General features: G+C 63.9%; 18 protein-coding genes. 11 read left to right on the forward strand and 7 right to left on the reverse strand.

From position 1 onward, the window contains the following. Positions 1 to 7 precede the first annotated feature (7 nt). Positions 8 to 511 carry a YbjN domain-containing protein gene (locus FHY55_RS17265; RefSeq protein WP_140015368.1) on the reverse strand — a complete coding sequence of 168 codons (504 nt, stop codon included), beginning with the start codon at positions 509 to 511 and terminating at the stop codon, positions 8 to 10. Between the two features lie 274 nt (positions 512 to 785). Then, complete coding sequence (locus FHY55_RS17270) at positions 786 to 1,031, reverse strand: accessory factor UbiK family protein (RefSeq protein ID WP_140015369.1); 246 nt, start codon at positions 1,029 to 1,031, stop codon at positions 786 to 788. A 102-nt stretch (positions 1,032 to 1,133) separates the two neighbouring features. Between FHY55_RS17270 and lgt the strand changes: the two genes are divergently transcribed. From lgt to FHY55_RS17290, 5 genes are all read left to right on the forward strand, one after another. Continuing rightward, positions 1,134 to 2,063, forward strand: coding sequence for a prolipoprotein diacylglyceryl transferase (gene lgt / locus FHY55_RS17275; protein ID WP_140015370.1), 930 nt, complete (start codon positions 1,134 to 1,136; stop codon positions 2,061 to 2,063). Beyond that, complete coding sequence (locus FHY55_RS17280) at positions 2,060 to 3,118, forward strand: class I SAM-dependent methyltransferase (protein ID WP_140015371.1); 1,059 nt, start codon at positions 2,060 to 2,062, stop codon at positions 3,116 to 3,118. The genes lgt and FHY55_RS17280 overlap by 4 nt, the downstream gene beginning before the upstream one ends. 4 nt (positions 3,119 to 3,122) lie before the next feature. Next, positions 3,123 to 3,881 (forward strand): peptidoglycan editing factor PgeF, encoded by a 759-nt coding sequence (pgeF, locus tag FHY55_RS17285; protein WP_140015372.1) that lies wholly within the window; start codon positions 3,123 to 3,125, stop codon positions 3,879 to 3,881. A gap of 285 nt (positions 3,882 to 4,166) precedes the next feature. Then, positions 4,167 to 4,310 (forward strand): hypothetical protein, encoded by a 144-nt coding sequence (locus tag FHY55_RS20600; protein WP_168223045.1) that lies wholly within the window; start codon positions 4,167 to 4,169, stop codon positions 4,308 to 4,310. Positions 4,311 to 4,743: 433 nt separating this feature from the next. Further along, the gene (locus FHY55_RS17290) at positions 4,744 to 5,448 is read left to right on the forward strand and encodes a Hint domain-containing protein (protein WP_168223046.1); all 705 of its coding nucleotides are present in this window, start codon (positions 4,744 to 4,746) and stop codon (positions 5,446 to 5,448) included. 67 nt (positions 5,449 to 5,515) lie between these two features. Here the strand turns inward: FHY55_RS17290 and FHY55_RS17295 are convergent, their stop codons facing one another. Further along, on the reverse strand, positions 5,516 to 6,016 hold the full coding sequence (locus FHY55_RS17295) for an Lrp/AsnC family transcriptional regulator (protein ID WP_140015374.1): 501 nt from the start codon (positions 6,014 to 6,016) through the stop codon (positions 5,516 to 5,518). Between the two features lie 175 nt (positions 6,017 to 6,191). Between FHY55_RS17295 and trxB the strand changes: the two genes are divergently transcribed. Both trxB and FHY55_RS17305 read left to right on the forward strand, forming a co-directional pair. Then, complete coding sequence (gene trxB, locus FHY55_RS17300; protein WP_140015375.1) at positions 6,192 to 7,181, forward strand: thioredoxin-disulfide reductase; 990 nt, start codon at positions 6,192 to 6,194, stop codon at positions 7,179 to 7,181. Between the two features lie 269 nt (positions 7,182 to 7,450). Continuing rightward, on the forward strand, positions 7,451 to 9,529 hold the full coding sequence (locus FHY55_RS17305; protein WP_140015376.1) for a bifunctional sulfate adenylyltransferase/adenylylsulfate kinase: 2,079 nt from the start codon (positions 7,451 to 7,453) through the stop codon (positions 9,527 to 9,529). Between the two features lie 174 nt (positions 9,530 to 9,703). On the opposite strand, the gene FHY55_RS17310 is transcribed toward FHY55_RS17305, so the two are convergent. Further along, entirely contained in the window at positions 9,704 to 9,937 is a 234-nt protein-coding gene (locus tag FHY55_RS17310) for a DUF1150 family protein (protein ID WP_140015377.1), read from the reverse strand. Between the two features lie 44 nt (positions 9,938 to 9,981). Beyond that, on the reverse strand, positions 9,982 to 10,395 hold the full coding sequence (locus FHY55_RS17315) for an Hsp20 family protein (protein WP_140015378.1): 414 nt from the start codon (positions 10,393 to 10,395) through the stop codon (positions 9,982 to 9,984). Positions 10,396 to 10,562: 167 nt separating this feature from the next. Between FHY55_RS17315 and FHY55_RS17320 the strand changes: the two genes are divergently transcribed. From FHY55_RS17320 to FHY55_RS17330, 3 genes are read left to right on the forward strand one after another with little or no spacing between them, the layout of a single operon-like run. Beyond that, on the forward strand, positions 10,563 to 10,781 hold the full coding sequence (locus FHY55_RS17320) for a YdcH family protein (RefSeq protein WP_140015379.1): 219 nt from the start codon (positions 10,563 to 10,565) through the stop codon (positions 10,779 to 10,781). A gap of 54 nt (positions 10,782 to 10,835) precedes the next feature. Continuing rightward, on the forward strand, positions 10,836 to 11,324 hold the full coding sequence (gene purE / locus FHY55_RS17325; RefSeq protein ID WP_140015380.1) for a 5-(carboxyamino)imidazole ribonucleotide mutase: 489 nt from the start codon (positions 10,836 to 10,838) through the stop codon (positions 11,322 to 11,324). Next, the gene (locus FHY55_RS17330; RefSeq protein WP_140015381.1) at positions 11,317 to 12,390 is read left to right on the forward strand and encodes a 5-(carboxyamino)imidazole ribonucleotide synthase; all 1,074 of its coding nucleotides are present in this window, start codon (positions 11,317 to 11,319) and stop codon (positions 12,388 to 12,390) included. The genes purE and FHY55_RS17330 overlap by 8 nt, the downstream gene beginning before the upstream one ends. Here the strand turns inward: FHY55_RS17330 and FHY55_RS17335 are convergent. Then, complete coding sequence (locus FHY55_RS17335; RefSeq protein WP_254695357.1) at positions 12,380 to 13,150, reverse strand: triacylglycerol lipase; 771 nt, start codon at positions 13,148 to 13,150, stop codon at positions 12,380 to 12,382. The two genes, FHY55_RS17330 and FHY55_RS17335, sit on opposite strands and share 11 nt — an antisense overlap. 28 nt (positions 13,151 to 13,178) lie before the next feature. Here FHY55_RS17335 and FHY55_RS17340 point away from each other — a divergent pair, with 28 nt between their 5' ends. Then, the gene (locus FHY55_RS17340; protein ID WP_140015382.1) at positions 13,179 to 13,616 is read left to right on the forward strand and encodes an NUDIX domain-containing protein; all 438 of its coding nucleotides are present in this window, start codon (positions 13,179 to 13,181) and stop codon (positions 13,614 to 13,616) included. Here FHY55_RS17340 and FHY55_RS17345 read toward each other — a convergent pair. Next, positions 13,570 to 14,436 carry a DMT family transporter gene (locus tag FHY55_RS17345; protein ID WP_140015383.1) on the reverse strand — a complete coding sequence of 289 codons (867 nt, stop codon included), beginning with the start codon at positions 14,434 to 14,436 and terminating at the stop codon, positions 13,570 to 13,572. The genes FHY55_RS17340 and FHY55_RS17345 overlap by 47 nt on opposite strands. Positions 14,437 to 14,439: the final 3 nt, after the last annotated feature.

Consider the following 14,439-nt stretch of genomic DNA (forward strand, 5'->3'; position numbering starts at 1 on the left):
CCAGACCTTAGGCGCGCCCGTAGGCCTCCGCAATCGCCACCTGCATGGCGTCTTTCGCGGGCCGGTCGCCCCAGACCACAAGCTGCATCGCCGGGTAGAAACGCTCGGCCGCGCTCACCGCCGCGCCGATCAGCTTGTCGATCTGCTCGGGGTGCGCCATCTGCCCGCCACCCATGACGAGGCCGTAGCGATAGACCATCAGCTTCTGCTCGGCCCAGAAGGTGAAGGCCCCGGCCCAGCACATGTCGTTCACGCTGTTAAGCACTTCGTAAAGGGCACCGTGCTTATCTTCCGGCGGCTCCATCTCGAAGGTGCAGATCAGGCGAAGGGTTTCATCATAGCCAGACCAAGCGAGGGTGATCGAGTAGGTGCGCCACTGGCCTTCCACCGCCATGGCGATCTGATCGTCGGCGATGCGGTCAAAATCCCAGGCGTTGTGCTCCGCCAGCGTCTCGACGATGTCGATCGGGTGAAGATCCTCGGATTCCAAGTAAGTTTCGGAAAGTGACATGCCCGGCCCCTTCTATGGTTCGTTCTGCTAGCTCTGCGGCTGCCAGAACTTGTTGCCTGCTCTAGGTCCGGTGGGGCTCCCCACCGCCCTTACTAGATATCGTGCGCGGGATCACTCGCCTGTGTAAAGCCAAATCTTGCGGCATACGGCAATAAGTTGTGGACAACTCTTGAGCAGACACGAAATGCAGGGAGGTGCCCCTGCGGAACGCGGGTCGGGCAAACAAAAACGGCGCCCCGAGAGGCGCCGTTCATCATCGAAGTTGAGGCCGGTGCTACTTCGAAGCCGCTTCCAGCGCGTCGAGCCGGGCCTTGAGCGCCTCGTTCTCCTCACGGGCCTTCTGCGCCATGGCACGCACGGCATCAAATTCTTCGCGGGTCACAAAGTCCCGATCCACCAGCCACCGGTCCATCCAGCCGCGCAGCGCCGTCTCCGCTTCATCCTTCGCGCCCTGGGCCACACCCATGGCATTCGTCATCAGTTGCGAAAGGTCGTCGAAAATCTTGTTACGGGTCTGCATGGGGCCTCCTCTTAGGGCTGGGTCGCAGGTGCCCCTCATATGGGGGGCCTTGGGCCGATTAGCAAGGTTGACACTGCCCGCCCGGCGCGGCCAATTGCGCCCATGCAGGCGCTTATCCCTTTCCCCGAGATCGACCCGGCGATCTTCACGCTTGAGCTTTTCGGCTTGTCCTTCTCGCTCCGCTGGTACGCACTGGCCTATATCGCCGGTATTCTGGCGGGCTGGCGCATGGGCATTGCCCTCGGCACCCGCGCAACCCTCTGGCCCGGCAACACCGCCCCGCTTAGCCGCGACAAGGGTGACGACATGGTCACATGGATCGTGCTGGGCATCATCCTTGGCGGGCGCATGGGCTACGTGCTGTTCTACAAGCCCATGTTCTATTGGGAAAACCCCGACCAGATCATTCGGCTCTGGGATGGCGGCATGGCCTTTCACGGCGGGCTCTTGGGCGTGGTCATCGGGGTCTGGATCTTCTGCGCCCGTCATGCGATCCCCAAGATGAACATCGCCGATCTGCTCGCCGTCTGCGTGCCGCCCGGGCTGTTCTTTGGGCGCGTCGCCAACTTCATCAACGCCGAGCTCTACGGGCGGCCAACCGATGTGGCTTGGGGCGTAAAGTTCCCCTCCATGTGCCATGATCCGATCCGGCAGGGCTGCGAGGTGGCGGGCGAATGGTTCTACTACGGCACCGAAGTCGCGCGGCATCCTTCGCAGCTTTATGAGGCCGGGCTGGAAGGGCTGCTGCTTGGGCTGATCCTGCTGATCATGGCGCTGCGCGGCTCCTTCAAGATACCGGGGCTGACGGTGGGCGTCTTCTTCCTTGGCTATGGCGTTTCGCGCTTCATCGTCGAGTTCTACCGGCTGGCGGATGAGCAATTCATGACGCCTGACAACCCGGCAGGCTACGTGATGCGGCTGGGCGAATGGGGCATCACCAAGGGCCAGCAACTCAGCCTGCCGATGGTGGCGCTGGGGCTCGGCCTCATCCTCTACGCGCTTCTCCGCCAGAGGCGCACTGCCCCGGCATGACGCCGCTCGCCGCAAAGCTGGCCGCCCGGATAGAGGCCGACGGGCCAATCGGGGTGGACGCCTTCATGCAGGCCTGCCTGACCGATCCCGAGCACGGCTACTACACCACCCGCGACCCTCTCGGCGCGGCGGGTGACTTCATCACAGCGCCGGAAATTTCCCAGATGTTCGGCGAGCTTATCGGTCTCTGGCTCGCGCAGGTCTGGACAGATCACGGCGCCCCCGGCGCCTTCGTGCTGGCCGAGCTGGGGCCGGGCCGGGGCACCTTGATGGCCGACGCGCTGAGGGCTGCCAGCCGGGTGCCGGGCTTCGCCGAGGCCGCACAGCTTGTGCTGGTAGAGGCCTCGCCCCAGCTGCGCCAAGCCCAAGCGGAACGGCTTGAGGCCTACACCCCGCAATGGGCCCCGTCAGTCGACGCCCTTCCCGAAGGCCCGCTCTTTCTCGTTGCCAACGAGTTTTTCGACGCGCTCCCTATCCGCCAGTTCATCCGTACCGAGGCGGGCTGGGCCGAGCGCTGCATCGGCCTGCAAGACGGCGCGCTCAGCTTCACCACCCGCCCGGCTGTAGCCCCAGAGCTTGCCTTCCGCGAGGCCGACACCGCCCCCGGCGAGATCGTCGAAACCTGCGCGCCCGCCACCGCGATCGTCAACCAGATCGGCCAGCGCCTCGCCCATCACCGCGCCGGGGCCGCGCTTGTCATCGACTACGGCGCGCCCCTCTCGCGCGGCGACACGCTGCAAGCCCTCAAGGCCCACCAGCCAATCTCCGCGCTGGCCACACCCGGCGAGGCCGACCTGACGGCCCATGTCGACTTCGGGGCGCTCGCCGCCGCCCGTGGCCCTGCCGAAGCCGCGCCGCTCACACCGCAAGGCGTGTTCCTTGAACGGCTTGGCATCACCCAGCGCGCGCAGTCTTTGGCGGCCCGCTTGACCGGCGAAGCGCTAACCTCCCACATCGCCGCGCATCGCCGCTTGACCCACCCCGATGAAATGGGGAGGCTCTTCAAGTGTCTCGCACTTCATCCCACCAGCACGGCGACGCCGCCGGGGTTCTGAGCAAATGACCCTCGAAATCATCACCGCCCCAGCCCTCGCGCCCGTGGCCCATGGCTTCTTCACCCGTAAGGGCGGGGCCTCCTCGGGCGTGTTCGAAGGGCTCAACTGCGGGGGCGGCTCTTCTGACCTCTCCGATGCCGTTGAACTCAACCGGTCTCGCGTGGCCGGGGCAATGGATGTACCGCCCGACAGCCTGCTGACCGTCCATCAGGTGCATTCGCCCGATGTGGTCACGGTCACCGAGCCGCTCTCGGGAGACAAGCCGAAGGCCGATGCCCTCGTTACCGCCACCCCCGGCCTCGCCATCGCCATCCTCACCGCCGATTGCCAGCCTGTGCTGTTTTGCGATGCCGAGGCAGGCGTGGTCGGCGCAGCGCACGCAGGCTGGCGCGGGGCGCTCTCCGGGGTGCTCTCGGCCACCGTCGAGGCCATGGAAGCACTTGGAGCAAAGCGCGAAAACATCGCCGCCGTCATAGGCCCTTCCATCAGCCAACGCGCCTATGAGGTTGGCCCCGAGTTCTTCGAAGACTTCATGGCAGAAAGCCCGGAGTTCTCCCGCTTCTTTGCCGGGGGCCAAGGCGACCGGATGCAATTCGACCTGCCCGGCTTCGGCCTGCACATGCTGCGCGAAGCGGGCGTTGGCGCGGCAGAATGGACAGGGCACTGCACCTATTCTGACCCGGGGCGATTCTACTCCTACCGCCGCACGACCCACCGGGGAGAGGCCGACTACGGGCGACTCATTTCCGCGATCCGCCTTTGATCGGGGCATGATTGGGGCAGCCCCCGCCAAGCGCTCGCCACAATAGCGACCCGAAACAATGCCCGCCGCGCCGCGCCACTGTTTCCTCACCTCGCCAGACCCCAATTTTGCAAAGGCAGAGCGCACCCGGCACGCCCTGCCAGATTTCATTCTCCAGGCGCCTAAAACTTTCTGAAAATTCTCCAATGCCGCCCAAACAACGCCCCAGTTGCGAGTGAGATTGTTCTCAAACGGGCAACAAGCCCACAGGCACAGAGCGACAAGACGAGCAGGAGTTGAAGACAGATGAAGATGCGTTGGATCAAGCAATCGACCATGTCAGCCGAGGCGCTGAAGGTGCAGATGCCTTGGGAACGTGGCACACGCCGCGCCCAGATGATCGCCCGCCGCGAGGCGCGGATGAGCCGGCTCAATCTTCTTACGGCCTGATCGCCGTTTAACGAGTTTCCCTCGCCGGGCAGTTTCCCCCCCGGCAAAAAGACAGCCCGCCGGTCCTCCCCCGGCGGGCTGCCTGATTCTGGGCGCGTGCCATCCGCGATGGAATCAGAATATGGCAAGCCGCGCCACGGAGCCGAAACAGTTGCGCCGATCTCGCCCGATTGGCCCACGCTCCGCGCCAAATCGCTCCCTTTCTTTGACAGTACGCGCCTTTTGTCGCCACTTTCCTCCTCAAGACAAATCCTTCTGCGCTCTTTGGTGGGGGCCAGGCAGATGTGATCGAACCGAAAGGTGCTATCGCATGGTGTACCCTCGCCATCCCGTCGCTGGCCTCGCGACGGACGCAACGCGCCCTCAGAGAGAAATCTCGGGGCAAACCTCCTGGGCGTCTCAACCGGACGCTCGCTCGAAACCTCGGCGGGTGATGCCTCTCACCCGCCGCTTCGAGGTTTCCTATCTCGCTTCCAACGGTGATGTAGACGAGTTTCAGCGGGTGGCTCCGGCCACCCCACTATTTGAAGATGCATTCTCGGCGCTTGGCCGGGGAGCGCTGATTTCCACGGTCGATGGCCTCACGGCCGTGGAAGACCTCTTGCCCGGCACCTTCGTGGAAACCTCGGATGGCCCGCAAAAATTGCTTTGGGTCGGCTCGATGATGGTGTTTCCCGAAAGCGGCGAACTGGCCGCACGGGCACCGGGGCGAGAGCCTCAGAAGATGGTGCGCGTGGCCACCGATACCTTCGGCCTCGGCCGCCCCGCGCCAGATCTGATGCTCGGCCCAAGGGCGCGCCTGCTCTACCGTAGCTCAGCCTGTGTGCACATGGTCGGCACCGAAGAAGCCTTCGCGCCTGCCCATGCCTTCATTGATGGTGTCAACGTCATCGAGATTTCTCCGATGTCGCCGCAAAAGGTCTGGCAGCTTTGCTTCGACGGCCAGCAAACCTTCTATGCCAATGGTGTGGAGGTGGAGAGCTTCCATCCGGGGCTGAAGTCAGAAGCCATGCATGACCGTGAGATGGCCGCGCTTTTCCTCGCGCTGTTCCCCCACATTCAGCAGTTCGACGACTTCGGACAAATGCGGGTGCCGCGCCTCACCGCTTTTGAAGTGGAAAACCTGCGCGCCGCCTGACCAGCCGCCCGCACACCATCAAGCATTCGGCCTCGCCCTCCCGGCGGGGCCGTTGCCGTTTCAGGGGTCAGGCGGTTTTGGCCAGCCGCTCTTCGAGTACGTCAAACGGCACACCCGGGTCATCCTTGGCGCAGCGGATCACCAGCGAGGTCTTCACGCTGGCCACATTCGGCGCGGTCAGCAGCTGCCCGGTCAGAAAGCTCTGGAAGCTGGAAAGATCGGGGGCGACGCACTTCAGGATAAAGTCGATCTCCCCGTTGAGCATGTGGCACTCCCGCACCAGCGGCCAGTCGCGGCAGCGCTGCTCAAAGGCGGCCAGATCGGCCTCGGCCTGGCTGTTAAGGCCAACCATCGCAAACACCTGCACCTCAAAGCCCAGCTCCCGGCTGTCGACATCGGCATGGTAGCCCTTGATGTAACCCGCTTCTTCCAACGCACGAACACGGCGCAGGCAGGGCGGAGCCGAGATGCCCACCTTCTCGGCGAGGGCAACATTGGTCATTCTCCCGTCGGCCTGAAGCTGAGCGAGGATGTTCCGGTCGATCTCATCAAGTTTCGATGTGGCCATCTTCCCCCCCGATTTGCGGTTTTGTATGCTGAGGCGGGAGAACACGCAAGAATGTTTCATGTTTGCGCAAGAAACAGAACAGCTGTCCTTGCAGAGCGCGCCTGCCCTTTCTCTCCGCCCCGCTGAGGCCTATATGCCCTGAGGCATTCGATTCCACACCAGCAAGGGGGCCGCGATGAGCGAGACGCGCCACACCAAAACCCTGATCATCGGCTCCGGCCCGGCGGGCTACACGGCGGGGGTCTATGCCTCCCGCGCGATGCTTTCGCCGATCCTGGTGCAGGGCATTGAGCCCGGCGGGCAGTTGACCACCACCACCGAGGTCGAAAACTGGCCCGGCGATACCGAGGTTCAAGGCCCCGACCTGATGGTGCGGATGGAAGCCCACGCCAAGGCGATGGGCTGCGAGATCATCGGTGACATCATCGTTGAGCTTGATACCGAGAGCCGCCCCTTCGTGGCCAAGGGCGACTCAGGCAACATCTACACCGCCGACTCGGTCATTCTTGCCACCGGCGCACGCGCCAAGTGGCTGGGGCTGGAGAGCGAGGAGAAGTTCAAAGGCTTTGGCGTTTCCGCCTGCGCCACCTGTGACGGCTTCTTCTATCGCGGACAGGAGATCGTGGTGATCGGCGGCGGCAACACCGCCGTGGAAGAAGCGCTCTTCCTGACCAACTTTGCCAGCAAGGTCACGCTGATCCACCGCCGCGACGAGCTGCGCGCCGAAAAGATCTTGCAAGACCGGCTGCTGAAGAACCCCAAGATCGAAACTCTGTGGTTCCATGAGCTTGAGGAAGTTGTCGGCGAGGATAACCCGCTGGGCGTGGAGGGCATCCGCGTGCGGCACACCAAAACCGGCGAGATCACCGAGATCCCGGCCAAGGGTGTGTTCGTGGCCATCGGCCATGCGCCCGCGACAGAGCTGGTGAAGGGCAAGCTGGAGCTGCACAACGGCGGCTACGTCAAGGTCACGCCCGGCAGCACGGAGACCTCGGTGCCCGGCATCTTCGCCGCTGGCGACCTGACCGATCACAAGTATCGCCAAGCCGTGACCTCCGCTGGCATGGGCTGCATGGCCGCACTGGACGCAGAGCGTTGGCTGGCCGAACAGGGCGAGGCCGCCGAGCCTGACCCGCAAGCAGCAAACGAGCCTGCAAGCACCTGACGCTTTTCAGAGACGCATCAAACAAGGGCGCAGTCCGGAAACGGGCAGCGCCCTTTTCTCTAGGCGGGCTGCCAAGTTGTTGTCGCCCTGTTAACCCGGATTTTACCCCGCTCACGCAAGATGCCCTCAAGCGATGGGCAAGGCGCTCCTCCGCAGCAGCGCAGCAATTCGGCAACAACCTGTCCGTGCGACAACTTGGGCCTTTCGTGAACGGAGAAAGAGTGACATGTGTTCATCGTTGAACACACTTTGAGTCGCCTGCCTCCGCCATGACCGCGCATACGGATAAGCCCCAACTCCCCAACGAGGACCAGCTGTTCTTGCTGCTGCGTCAGCTCGAACGGGCACCGGACGCCAGCCAGCGCAGTATTGCCGAGGCGCTCAAGGTCTCTCTCGGAAAGCTCAACACCCAACTGCGCGCCACCGCCGCCGCAGGCCTCATCACAATGGAAGAACGCGCCGGCCCCGATCGTCGCCAACGCTTTGCCTATGCCCTCACCAAAGCCGGGCAGGCCAAGAAAGAACGCCTGATTGATGCGTTCCTCTCTCGAAAATTCGCTGAATACACCGCTCTCCACGCCGAACTCACGGGTTCGGTGAGCGACCTGATACCACTGAAATACAGGAGCACCCTGATGCAGAACAACCTCGCCCCGATTCCGGAGCTCTACGTCTCTTACGAATCCGCCCAGAAGCTGAAGGTCGAAGCCGCCGAGCTGACCTCGCATGACCTCACCCCGCGCCAGATCTGCGACCTTGAACTGCTGATGAACGGCGGCTTCAACCCGCTCAAAGGCTTCCTCTCCGAAGAAGATTACAACGGCGTCGTCGAAAACATGCGTCTCGCAGATGGCTCCCTGTGGCCGATGCCGATCACGCTGGACGTGAGCGAAGCCTTCGCTGACACCATCGAACTCGGCCAAGACATCGCCCTGCGCGACCAAGAGGGCGTGATCCTCGCCACCATGACCGTGACCGACAAGTGGGAGCCCAACAAAGCCCGCGAAGCCGAGAAGGTGTTTGGCGCCGATGACTCCGCCCACCCGGCGGTGAACTACCTGCACAACCAGGCTGGCAAGATCTATCTCGGCGGCCCCGTCACCGGCCTGCAACAGCCGATCCACTATGATTTCCGCGGTCGCCGCGACAGCCCCAACGAGCTGCGCGCCTACTTCCGCAAGCTCGGCTGGCGCCGCGTTGTGGCGTTCCAAACGCGCAACCCCCTGCACCGCGCCCACCAAGAGCTGACCTTCCGCGCTGCCAAGGAAGCCCAGGCCAACCTGCTGATCCACCCGGTCGTCGGCATGACCAAGCCGGGCGACGTCGATCACTTCACCCGTGTGCGCTGCTACGAGGCCGTGCTCGACAAATACCCGGGCGCCACCACCACCATGAGCCTGCTGAACCTCGCCATGCGCATGGCTGGCCCGCGTGAGGCCGTCTGGCACGGGCTGATCCGCGCCAACCACGGCTGCACCCACTTCATCGTGGGCCGCGACCACGCCGGACCCGGCAAGAACTCGGCTGGCGAAGATTTTTACGGCCCCTATGACGCGCAGGAGCTGTTCCGCGAGCACCAGAGCGAGATCGGCATCGAAATGGTCGACTTCAAGCACATGGTCTGGGTGCAGGAGCGCGCGCAATACGAGCCGATGGACGAGATCACCGACAAGGACAAGGTGACCATCCTCAACATCTCCGGCACCGAGCTGCGCCGCCGTCTGGCCGAGGGCCTCGAAATCCCTGAGTGGTTCTCGTTCCCCGAGGTGGTCAAGGAGCTGCGCCGCACCCGCCCGCCGCGGGCCAAGCAGGGCTTCACCGTGTTCTTCACCGGCTTCTCCGGCTCGGGCAAGAGCACCATCGCCAACGCGCTTATGGTGAAGCTGATGGAAATGGGCGGCCGCCCGGTGACGCTGCTCGATGGTGACATCGTGCGCAAAAATCTCAGCTCCGAGTTGGGCTTCTCCAAGGAGCACCGCGACCTAAACATCCGCCGCATCGGCTACGTGGCCAGCGAGATCACCAAGAACGGCGGCATCGCCATCTGTGCGCCCATCGCGCCCTATGCCACCACCCGCCGGGCCGTGCGTGAGGATGTGGAAGCCTATGGTGCCTTCGTCGAAATCCACGTGGCGACCAGCATCGAAGAGTGCGAGCGGCGCGACCGCAAAGGCCTCTACAAGCTGGCACGCGAGGGCAAGATCAAGGAGTTCACCGGCATCTCCGATCCCTACGATGTGCCCGAAAACCCCGAGTTGCGGGTCGAGACAGAGGGCACCGATGTGGACAACTGCGCCCATCAGGTGCTGCTGAAGCTCGAACAGATGGGCCTCGTCGCCGCAGTCTGATCGACAGTAAACCCGATGAAGCCCCCGGCCTATGGCACGGGGGCTTTGTCATGCCGTTCGATGGTGCGTTTGCCCTGCGGCGCAGTTCGATAGGGGGGGCCGATAAACCCACAGCCAACCTCAAATGCGCAGAGCTGATGCGCGATCAATATGGGATTTGGGCGCCCTGACGGCTCAGTGCACCGGCACGGGGGCCATGTCGTGCTGGCGGGCCAGAACAAAGGCCAATTCGCGGCCCTGAACCAGCGCCAAACGCTCGCCCTCATCGTTATGCACGGCGTAGATGTCGCCCGCAGCCTGCGCCTGGTCGCGCACCTCGTCGGGCAGATCTTTCACCTCGACCTTGCGCACGTAAACGATGGGCCGCTCGCCATCTTCCATGATTTGTTCAGCAAACTTCGTGTCCATCACACGTCTCCTTTGCAGGTTGTCCGTCCCTCGGACCAGCCCGGTCAGCCGCGATCTATCTTGATCGTCTGAACCACCGTTTCGGGCGCGGCGCGGTTGAGATCCACGTGCAAAAGCCCGTTTTCCAGCTTCGCGCCAGCCACCTCCACGCCTTCGGCCAGCACGAAACTGCGCTGAAACTGCCGGGCGGCGATGCCACGGTGCAAAAACACCCGCCCGTCATCGTCGTCCGCCTGACGGCCGCGAATGACAAGCTGTGAATCCTCAACCGTGATCGACAGATCCTGTTCCGAAAAACCTGCCACCGCGAGGGTGATCCGATAGGCGTTTTCGCCCGATTGCTCGATATTGAAGGGAGGGTAGCCCTCGTTGCCGGTCTTTGCCGTGCGTTCAACCAGCCTTTCAAGCTGCTCGAAACCGAGGAGAAACGGGTGAGACCCGAGTGTGAGTTTGCTCATCTGGCACTGCCCTTTTGCTCAAGCGACGATGCGGAAAGCGGCCCCATGCTGGCGACCACAGAGGAAATATGGGGATTGAAGCCGCTTCGGGCAAGGGCTGGCCATTGAGCGAAGCCGGAAAATGCATATGATCGGCGCACTTGCCACCAATTTGAAGATCCAGCCCGATGAACGCTCCCGGCGAAATGAGCCATGAAGAGGTGCTCCGCGTAAAGCTGGAGGTGCTCAAGCGCGAGCATCGTGAGCTCGACGAGGCGATCAAGGCGATTCAACTCAAAGGTACGGGAGATACCTTCACCCTGCAGCGACTGAAGAAGAAGAAACTGGCGCTGAAGGATGAGATTTCGCGGATCGAAGACGAGCTTTACCCCGACATCATTGCGTAAGCCTGCGGCGCGGCTATAAAGGCCGCTCTTTAGCCGGAAGAGGAGCCTTGAAGCATGGCAAATCCAGTAGTTGGCATCATCATGGGCAGCCAGTCCGACTGGCCGACGATGAAGCATGCCGCCGATGTGCTGGACGAGCTCGGGGTGGCCTATGAGGCAAAGATCGTTTCGGCCCACCGCACACCCGACAGGCTCTGGACCTACGGCAAGGAAGCTGCCGCGCGTGGCCTGAAGGTCATTATCGCGGGCGCGGGCGGCGCGGCGCATCTGCCCGGCATGATGGCCAGCAAAACGCGGGTGCCCGTGGTGGGCGTTCCGGTGCAGACGCGGGCCCTGAGCGGTGTCGACAGCCTCTATTCGATCGTGCAGATGCCGCGCGGCTTTCCGGTTGCGACCATGGCGATTGGCGAGGCGGGCGCGGTGAACGCGGGGCTGATGGCGGCAGGCATTCTGGCCGTCTCAGATGAAGCGCTGGCTGAGCGTCTGGACACATGGCGCGATGCCCTCTCGGCGTCTATCCCCGAGGAGCCGCGCGATGAGTGAGCCGCTGGCACCGGGATCGACCATTGGCATTTTGGGCGGCGGGCAGTTGGGGCGCATGCTCTCGGTCGCCGCGGCAAGGCTTGGCTACAAGGCACATATCTTCGAGCCGGGTGCGGCCCCGGCAGGCGACGTGGCAGCGCAGGTGACACAGGCGGGCTATGACGACGAGGCGGCGCTGAAGCAGTTTGCCGAAAGCGTCGATGTCATCACCTACGAGTTCGAAAACATCCCCACCGCCGCGCTTGATGTGCTGGAGGCGATCCGCCCGATCCGCCCCGGGCGCGAGGCGCTGCGGGTCAGCCAAGACCGGCTGACGGAGAAGGAATTTCTGCGCGGGCTGGGGCTGGAAACGGCCCCCTTCGCGCCCGTGGCTTCCGATGCCGAAATGGCCGAGGCGGTGGCGACAATCGGCGCGCCCTCGATCCTAAAGACCCGGCGGCTCGGCTATGATGGCAAAGGGCAGGCGCGGCTGAAGTCGGCGGAAGATGCGCCGACGGCATGGGCCGCGATGGAAGGCGCCGAGGCAGTTCTGGAAGGCTTTGTCGACTTCTCGCTAGAGGTTTCAGTAATCGCCGCGCGGGGCCTGACGGGCGAGGTCGTGTGCTTCGACCTTGGCGAAAACGTCCACAAATCCGGCATTCTGGCCACCACCACGGTTCCGGCCAAGCTGCCGCCCCGGCTGGCGCTGGATGCCGCGCTGCTGGCGGGCAAGATCCTTAATGCGCTGGATTACGTGGGCGTCATGGGGGTGGAGCTCTTCGTGACGCCGGGCAAGCTGATCGTGAACGAGATCGCCCCGCGCGTGCACAATTCCGGCCATTGGACGCAGAACGGCTGCGCGGTGGACCAGTTCGAGCAGCACATTCGCGCCGTGGCCGGATGGCCGCTGGGCGATGGCAAGCGGCACTCGGACGTGGAGATGGAAAACCTCATTGGTGACGACATCCTGCGGGTGCCGGAGATCGCCAAAGAGCCTCACGCCGCGTTGCACCTTTATGGCAAGGCCGAAGCCCGCCCCGGACGCAAAATGGGGCACGTAAACCGGGTAAAGCCGGCTACTCGCTGATTTCTTTCAACCCCATCGCCACGGCGTCAGCATAGCCCAGCGAGGGGTCGAAAGCTCCGCGATCAAGGAAGGTCAGCACCTGCGCCATGACGACCGGGTTGGTCATCATGAAGGTATGGGTGACGGGAAGCGCGATGTGATCGGCCTCGCCCTCCACATGGGTGTGCTTGACTGCAACCTTGCTGTCATCCGGGCCGGGAATGATCGACGAATAGACCGGGTTGAAGCTGAGGGTGCCCGCGATAATGCCGGGGCCAAACCACGCCGGGCCGAGCGTATTGGGCAGGCTGGCCGCATCAGTGCCAAGCTGATCGCCTGCCGGGCCGTTGATGGCGGAAAACAGCGCCCAGTCGGAGAGTGTGTCGACCAGCTCGCTGCCCTCGTTGGGCGGGCCCATCATCACCACATGGCCAAGCCGTTCGGGGCGGGCCTCTTCCAGCCAGAGACGCAGCAGGATGCCGCCCATGGAGTGGGTGACAAAGTGCACCCGCGCGCCTTCGCAGGCGGCATAGGCTGCCGGAACGGCTGCAACCAGTTCCTCCACCGGCTGACGGGTGGAGGGGTAGCCCTTGTTGACCACATTATAACCCGCCTCGGTGAGCGCCAGTTCAAGTGGTGCCATCGAGCCGGTGCCGCGGGCGAGGCCATGGAGCAAGACAACACAGTCTTTCGCGGCAGCTGGAGCGGCGGTAAGGGCGAGAGCGAGGGCAAGGATCAGGCGCATCGCACTCAGATAGGCACTGTCCTGACCCCTTGCCACCACCGCGCCGCAACGTCACGTTGCGGCCATGCCAATCCGCCTCGCGACCCGCGCCATCATCGTTCAGGACGACCGCCTGCTTATCGTCAACGCCTGGGCCGACCCGAAGAACCCGCTTTGGTGCGCACCCGGCGGCGGTGCCGAAATGCACAGCTCGCTGCCCAACAACCTCGCCCGCGAGGTGCATGAAGAAACCGGACTAACCGTGAGCGTAGGCCCGCCCTGCCTGGTGAATGAGTATCACGAGGAGGCCACGGGCTTTCATCAGGTCGAAATCTTCTTTCGCTGCAAGGTCTTGGCCGGTGAGCTGCGTGACGATTGGGAAGACCCTGAGAAGGTGGTGACCAGACGGTGCTGGGTGACGGCCGAAGAACTGGCCACGCTGCCCCACAAGCCCGGAAGCCTGGGTGACGTGGCCTTCAACCGCGACTTTGGCTACGACCCGCTGGAGCCGCTGGCGCGGTGACGACCAGAGCGATGCCACCAAGCACAACGGCACTGGCGAGCATGAGCGCGAGGCTCAGCGCCTCGCCCAGCAGCAGGGCCCCGGCAGCGAGCGCGATGACCGGCACCGAGAGCTGAACAACGGCGGCGGTGGTGGTTTCGACCCGAGGCAGCAGCGCGTACCAGAGCGCATAACCAAGCCCCGATGTCACGGCGCCGGCGATAACTGCCAGCACCACGCCACCCGGCGCAGGCCAGCCGGGCAGTGCAAAAATCAAGGCCAGCACCATAAGCGGCAGGCACCACAGGAAGTTGGCAGCCGTCGCTGAGAGCGGATCGGCAGCGCCCTTCCCCGCAAGGGTGTAAACGCCCCAACCAACGCCTGCGGCAACCATCAAAGCCGCCCCGGTGAGGTCAACCGACAGGCTGCCACCGGGCCAGAGCAGCCAAGCCAGTCCGGCAAAGGCAAGCCCCGCCCCGGCAAGGCGCTGCGGCCCGAGAGGCGCTCCACGCAGGGCCGCCACGGAAAACATGGTGATCTGCACCACGCCGAAGAGGATAAGCGCCCCGAGCCCGGCCCCAAGGGTGAGATAGGCCAGCGAAAAGCCGAGCATATAGGCCGCGAGCGAGAGCGCCCCGGCCCATGGGACAGAACGGAGCGAAAGCCCCCTGCCCTTGCCTCGAAGCGCAAGCACCAGCCAAAGCATGGCGGCACCCGAGGCCACGCGCAGCAGGGCAAAGCCCAGCGGGTCAATCCGGCCGCTATCAACCGCCGCGCGGTTGAGCAAAGAGTTGGCAGCAAAAGCGGCCATGGTGAGGGCGATCAGGAGGGCGAGGCGCATGGG

Origin of the sequence: Oceanicola sp. D3 (assembly GCF_006351965.1) — a bacterium.
Classification (GTDB): Bacteria; Pseudomonadota; Alphaproteobacteria; order Rhodobacterales; family Rhodobacteraceae; genus Vannielia.

What these genes read in the sequence shown, in the direction of transcription:
- FHY55_RS17305 (WP_140015376.1), top strand. Translation starts at nt 7,451, where the DNA reads ATGACCGCGCATACGGATAAGCCCCAACTCCCCAACGAGGACCAGCTG.
- FHY55_RS17265 (WP_140015368.1), bottom strand. Translation starts at nt 511, where the DNA reads ATGTCACTTTCCGAAACTTACTTGGAATCCGAGGATCTTCACCCGATC.
- FHY55_RS17295 (WP_140015374.1), bottom strand. Translation starts at nt 6,016, where the DNA reads ATGGCCACATCGAAACTTGATGAGATCGACCGGAACATCCTCGCTCAG.
- FHY55_RS17320 (WP_140015379.1), top strand. Translation starts at nt 10,563, where the DNA reads ATGAACGCTCCCGGCGAAATGAGCCATGAAGAGGTGCTCCGCGTAAAG.
- FHY55_RS17315 (WP_140015378.1), bottom strand. Translation starts at nt 10,395, where the DNA reads ATGAGCAAACTCACACTCGGGTCTCACCCGTTTCTCCTCGGTTTCGAG.
- FHY55_RS17310 (WP_140015377.1), bottom strand. Translation starts at nt 9,937, where the DNA reads ATGGACACGAAGTTTGCTGAACAAATCATGGAAGATGGCGAGCGGCCC.
- pgeF (WP_140015372.1), top strand. Translation starts at nt 3,123, where the DNA reads ATGACCCTCGAAATCATCACCGCCCCAGCCCTCGCGCCCGTGGCCCAT.
- FHY55_RS17330 (WP_140015381.1), top strand. Translation starts at nt 11,317, where the DNA reads ATGAGTGAGCCGCTGGCACCGGGATCGACCATTGGCATTTTGGGCGGC.
- FHY55_RS17270 (WP_140015369.1), bottom strand. Translation starts at nt 1,031, where the DNA reads ATGCAGACCCGTAACAAGATTTTCGACGACCTTTCGCAACTGATGACG.
- purE (WP_140015380.1), top strand. Translation starts at nt 10,836, where the DNA reads ATGGCAAATCCAGTAGTTGGCATCATCATGGGCAGCCAGTCCGACTGG.
- FHY55_RS17280 (WP_140015371.1), top strand. Translation starts at nt 2,060, where the DNA reads ATGACGCCGCTCGCCGCAAAGCTGGCCGCCCGGATAGAGGCCGACGGG.
- FHY55_RS17290 (WP_168223046.1), top strand. Translation starts at nt 4,744, where the DNA reads ATGCCTCTCACCCGCCGCTTCGAGGTTTCCTATCTCGCTTCCAACGGT.
- lgt (WP_140015370.1), top strand. Translation starts at nt 1,134, where the DNA reads ATGCAGGCGCTTATCCCTTTCCCCGAGATCGACCCGGCGATCTTCACG.
- trxB (WP_140015375.1), top strand. Translation starts at nt 6,192, where the DNA reads ATGAGCGAGACGCGCCACACCAAAACCCTGATCATCGGCTCCGGCCCG.
- FHY55_RS17345 (WP_140015383.1), bottom strand. Translation starts at nt 14,436, where the DNA reads ATGCGCCTCGCCCTCCTGATCGCCCTCACCATGGCCGCTTTTGCTGCC.
- FHY55_RS20600 (WP_168223045.1), top strand. Translation starts at nt 4,167, where the DNA reads ATGAAGATGCGTTGGATCAAGCAATCGACCATGTCAGCCGAGGCGCTG.
- FHY55_RS17340 (WP_140015382.1), top strand. Translation starts at nt 13,179, where the DNA reads ATGCCAATCCGCCTCGCGACCCGCGCCATCATCGTTCAGGACGACCGC.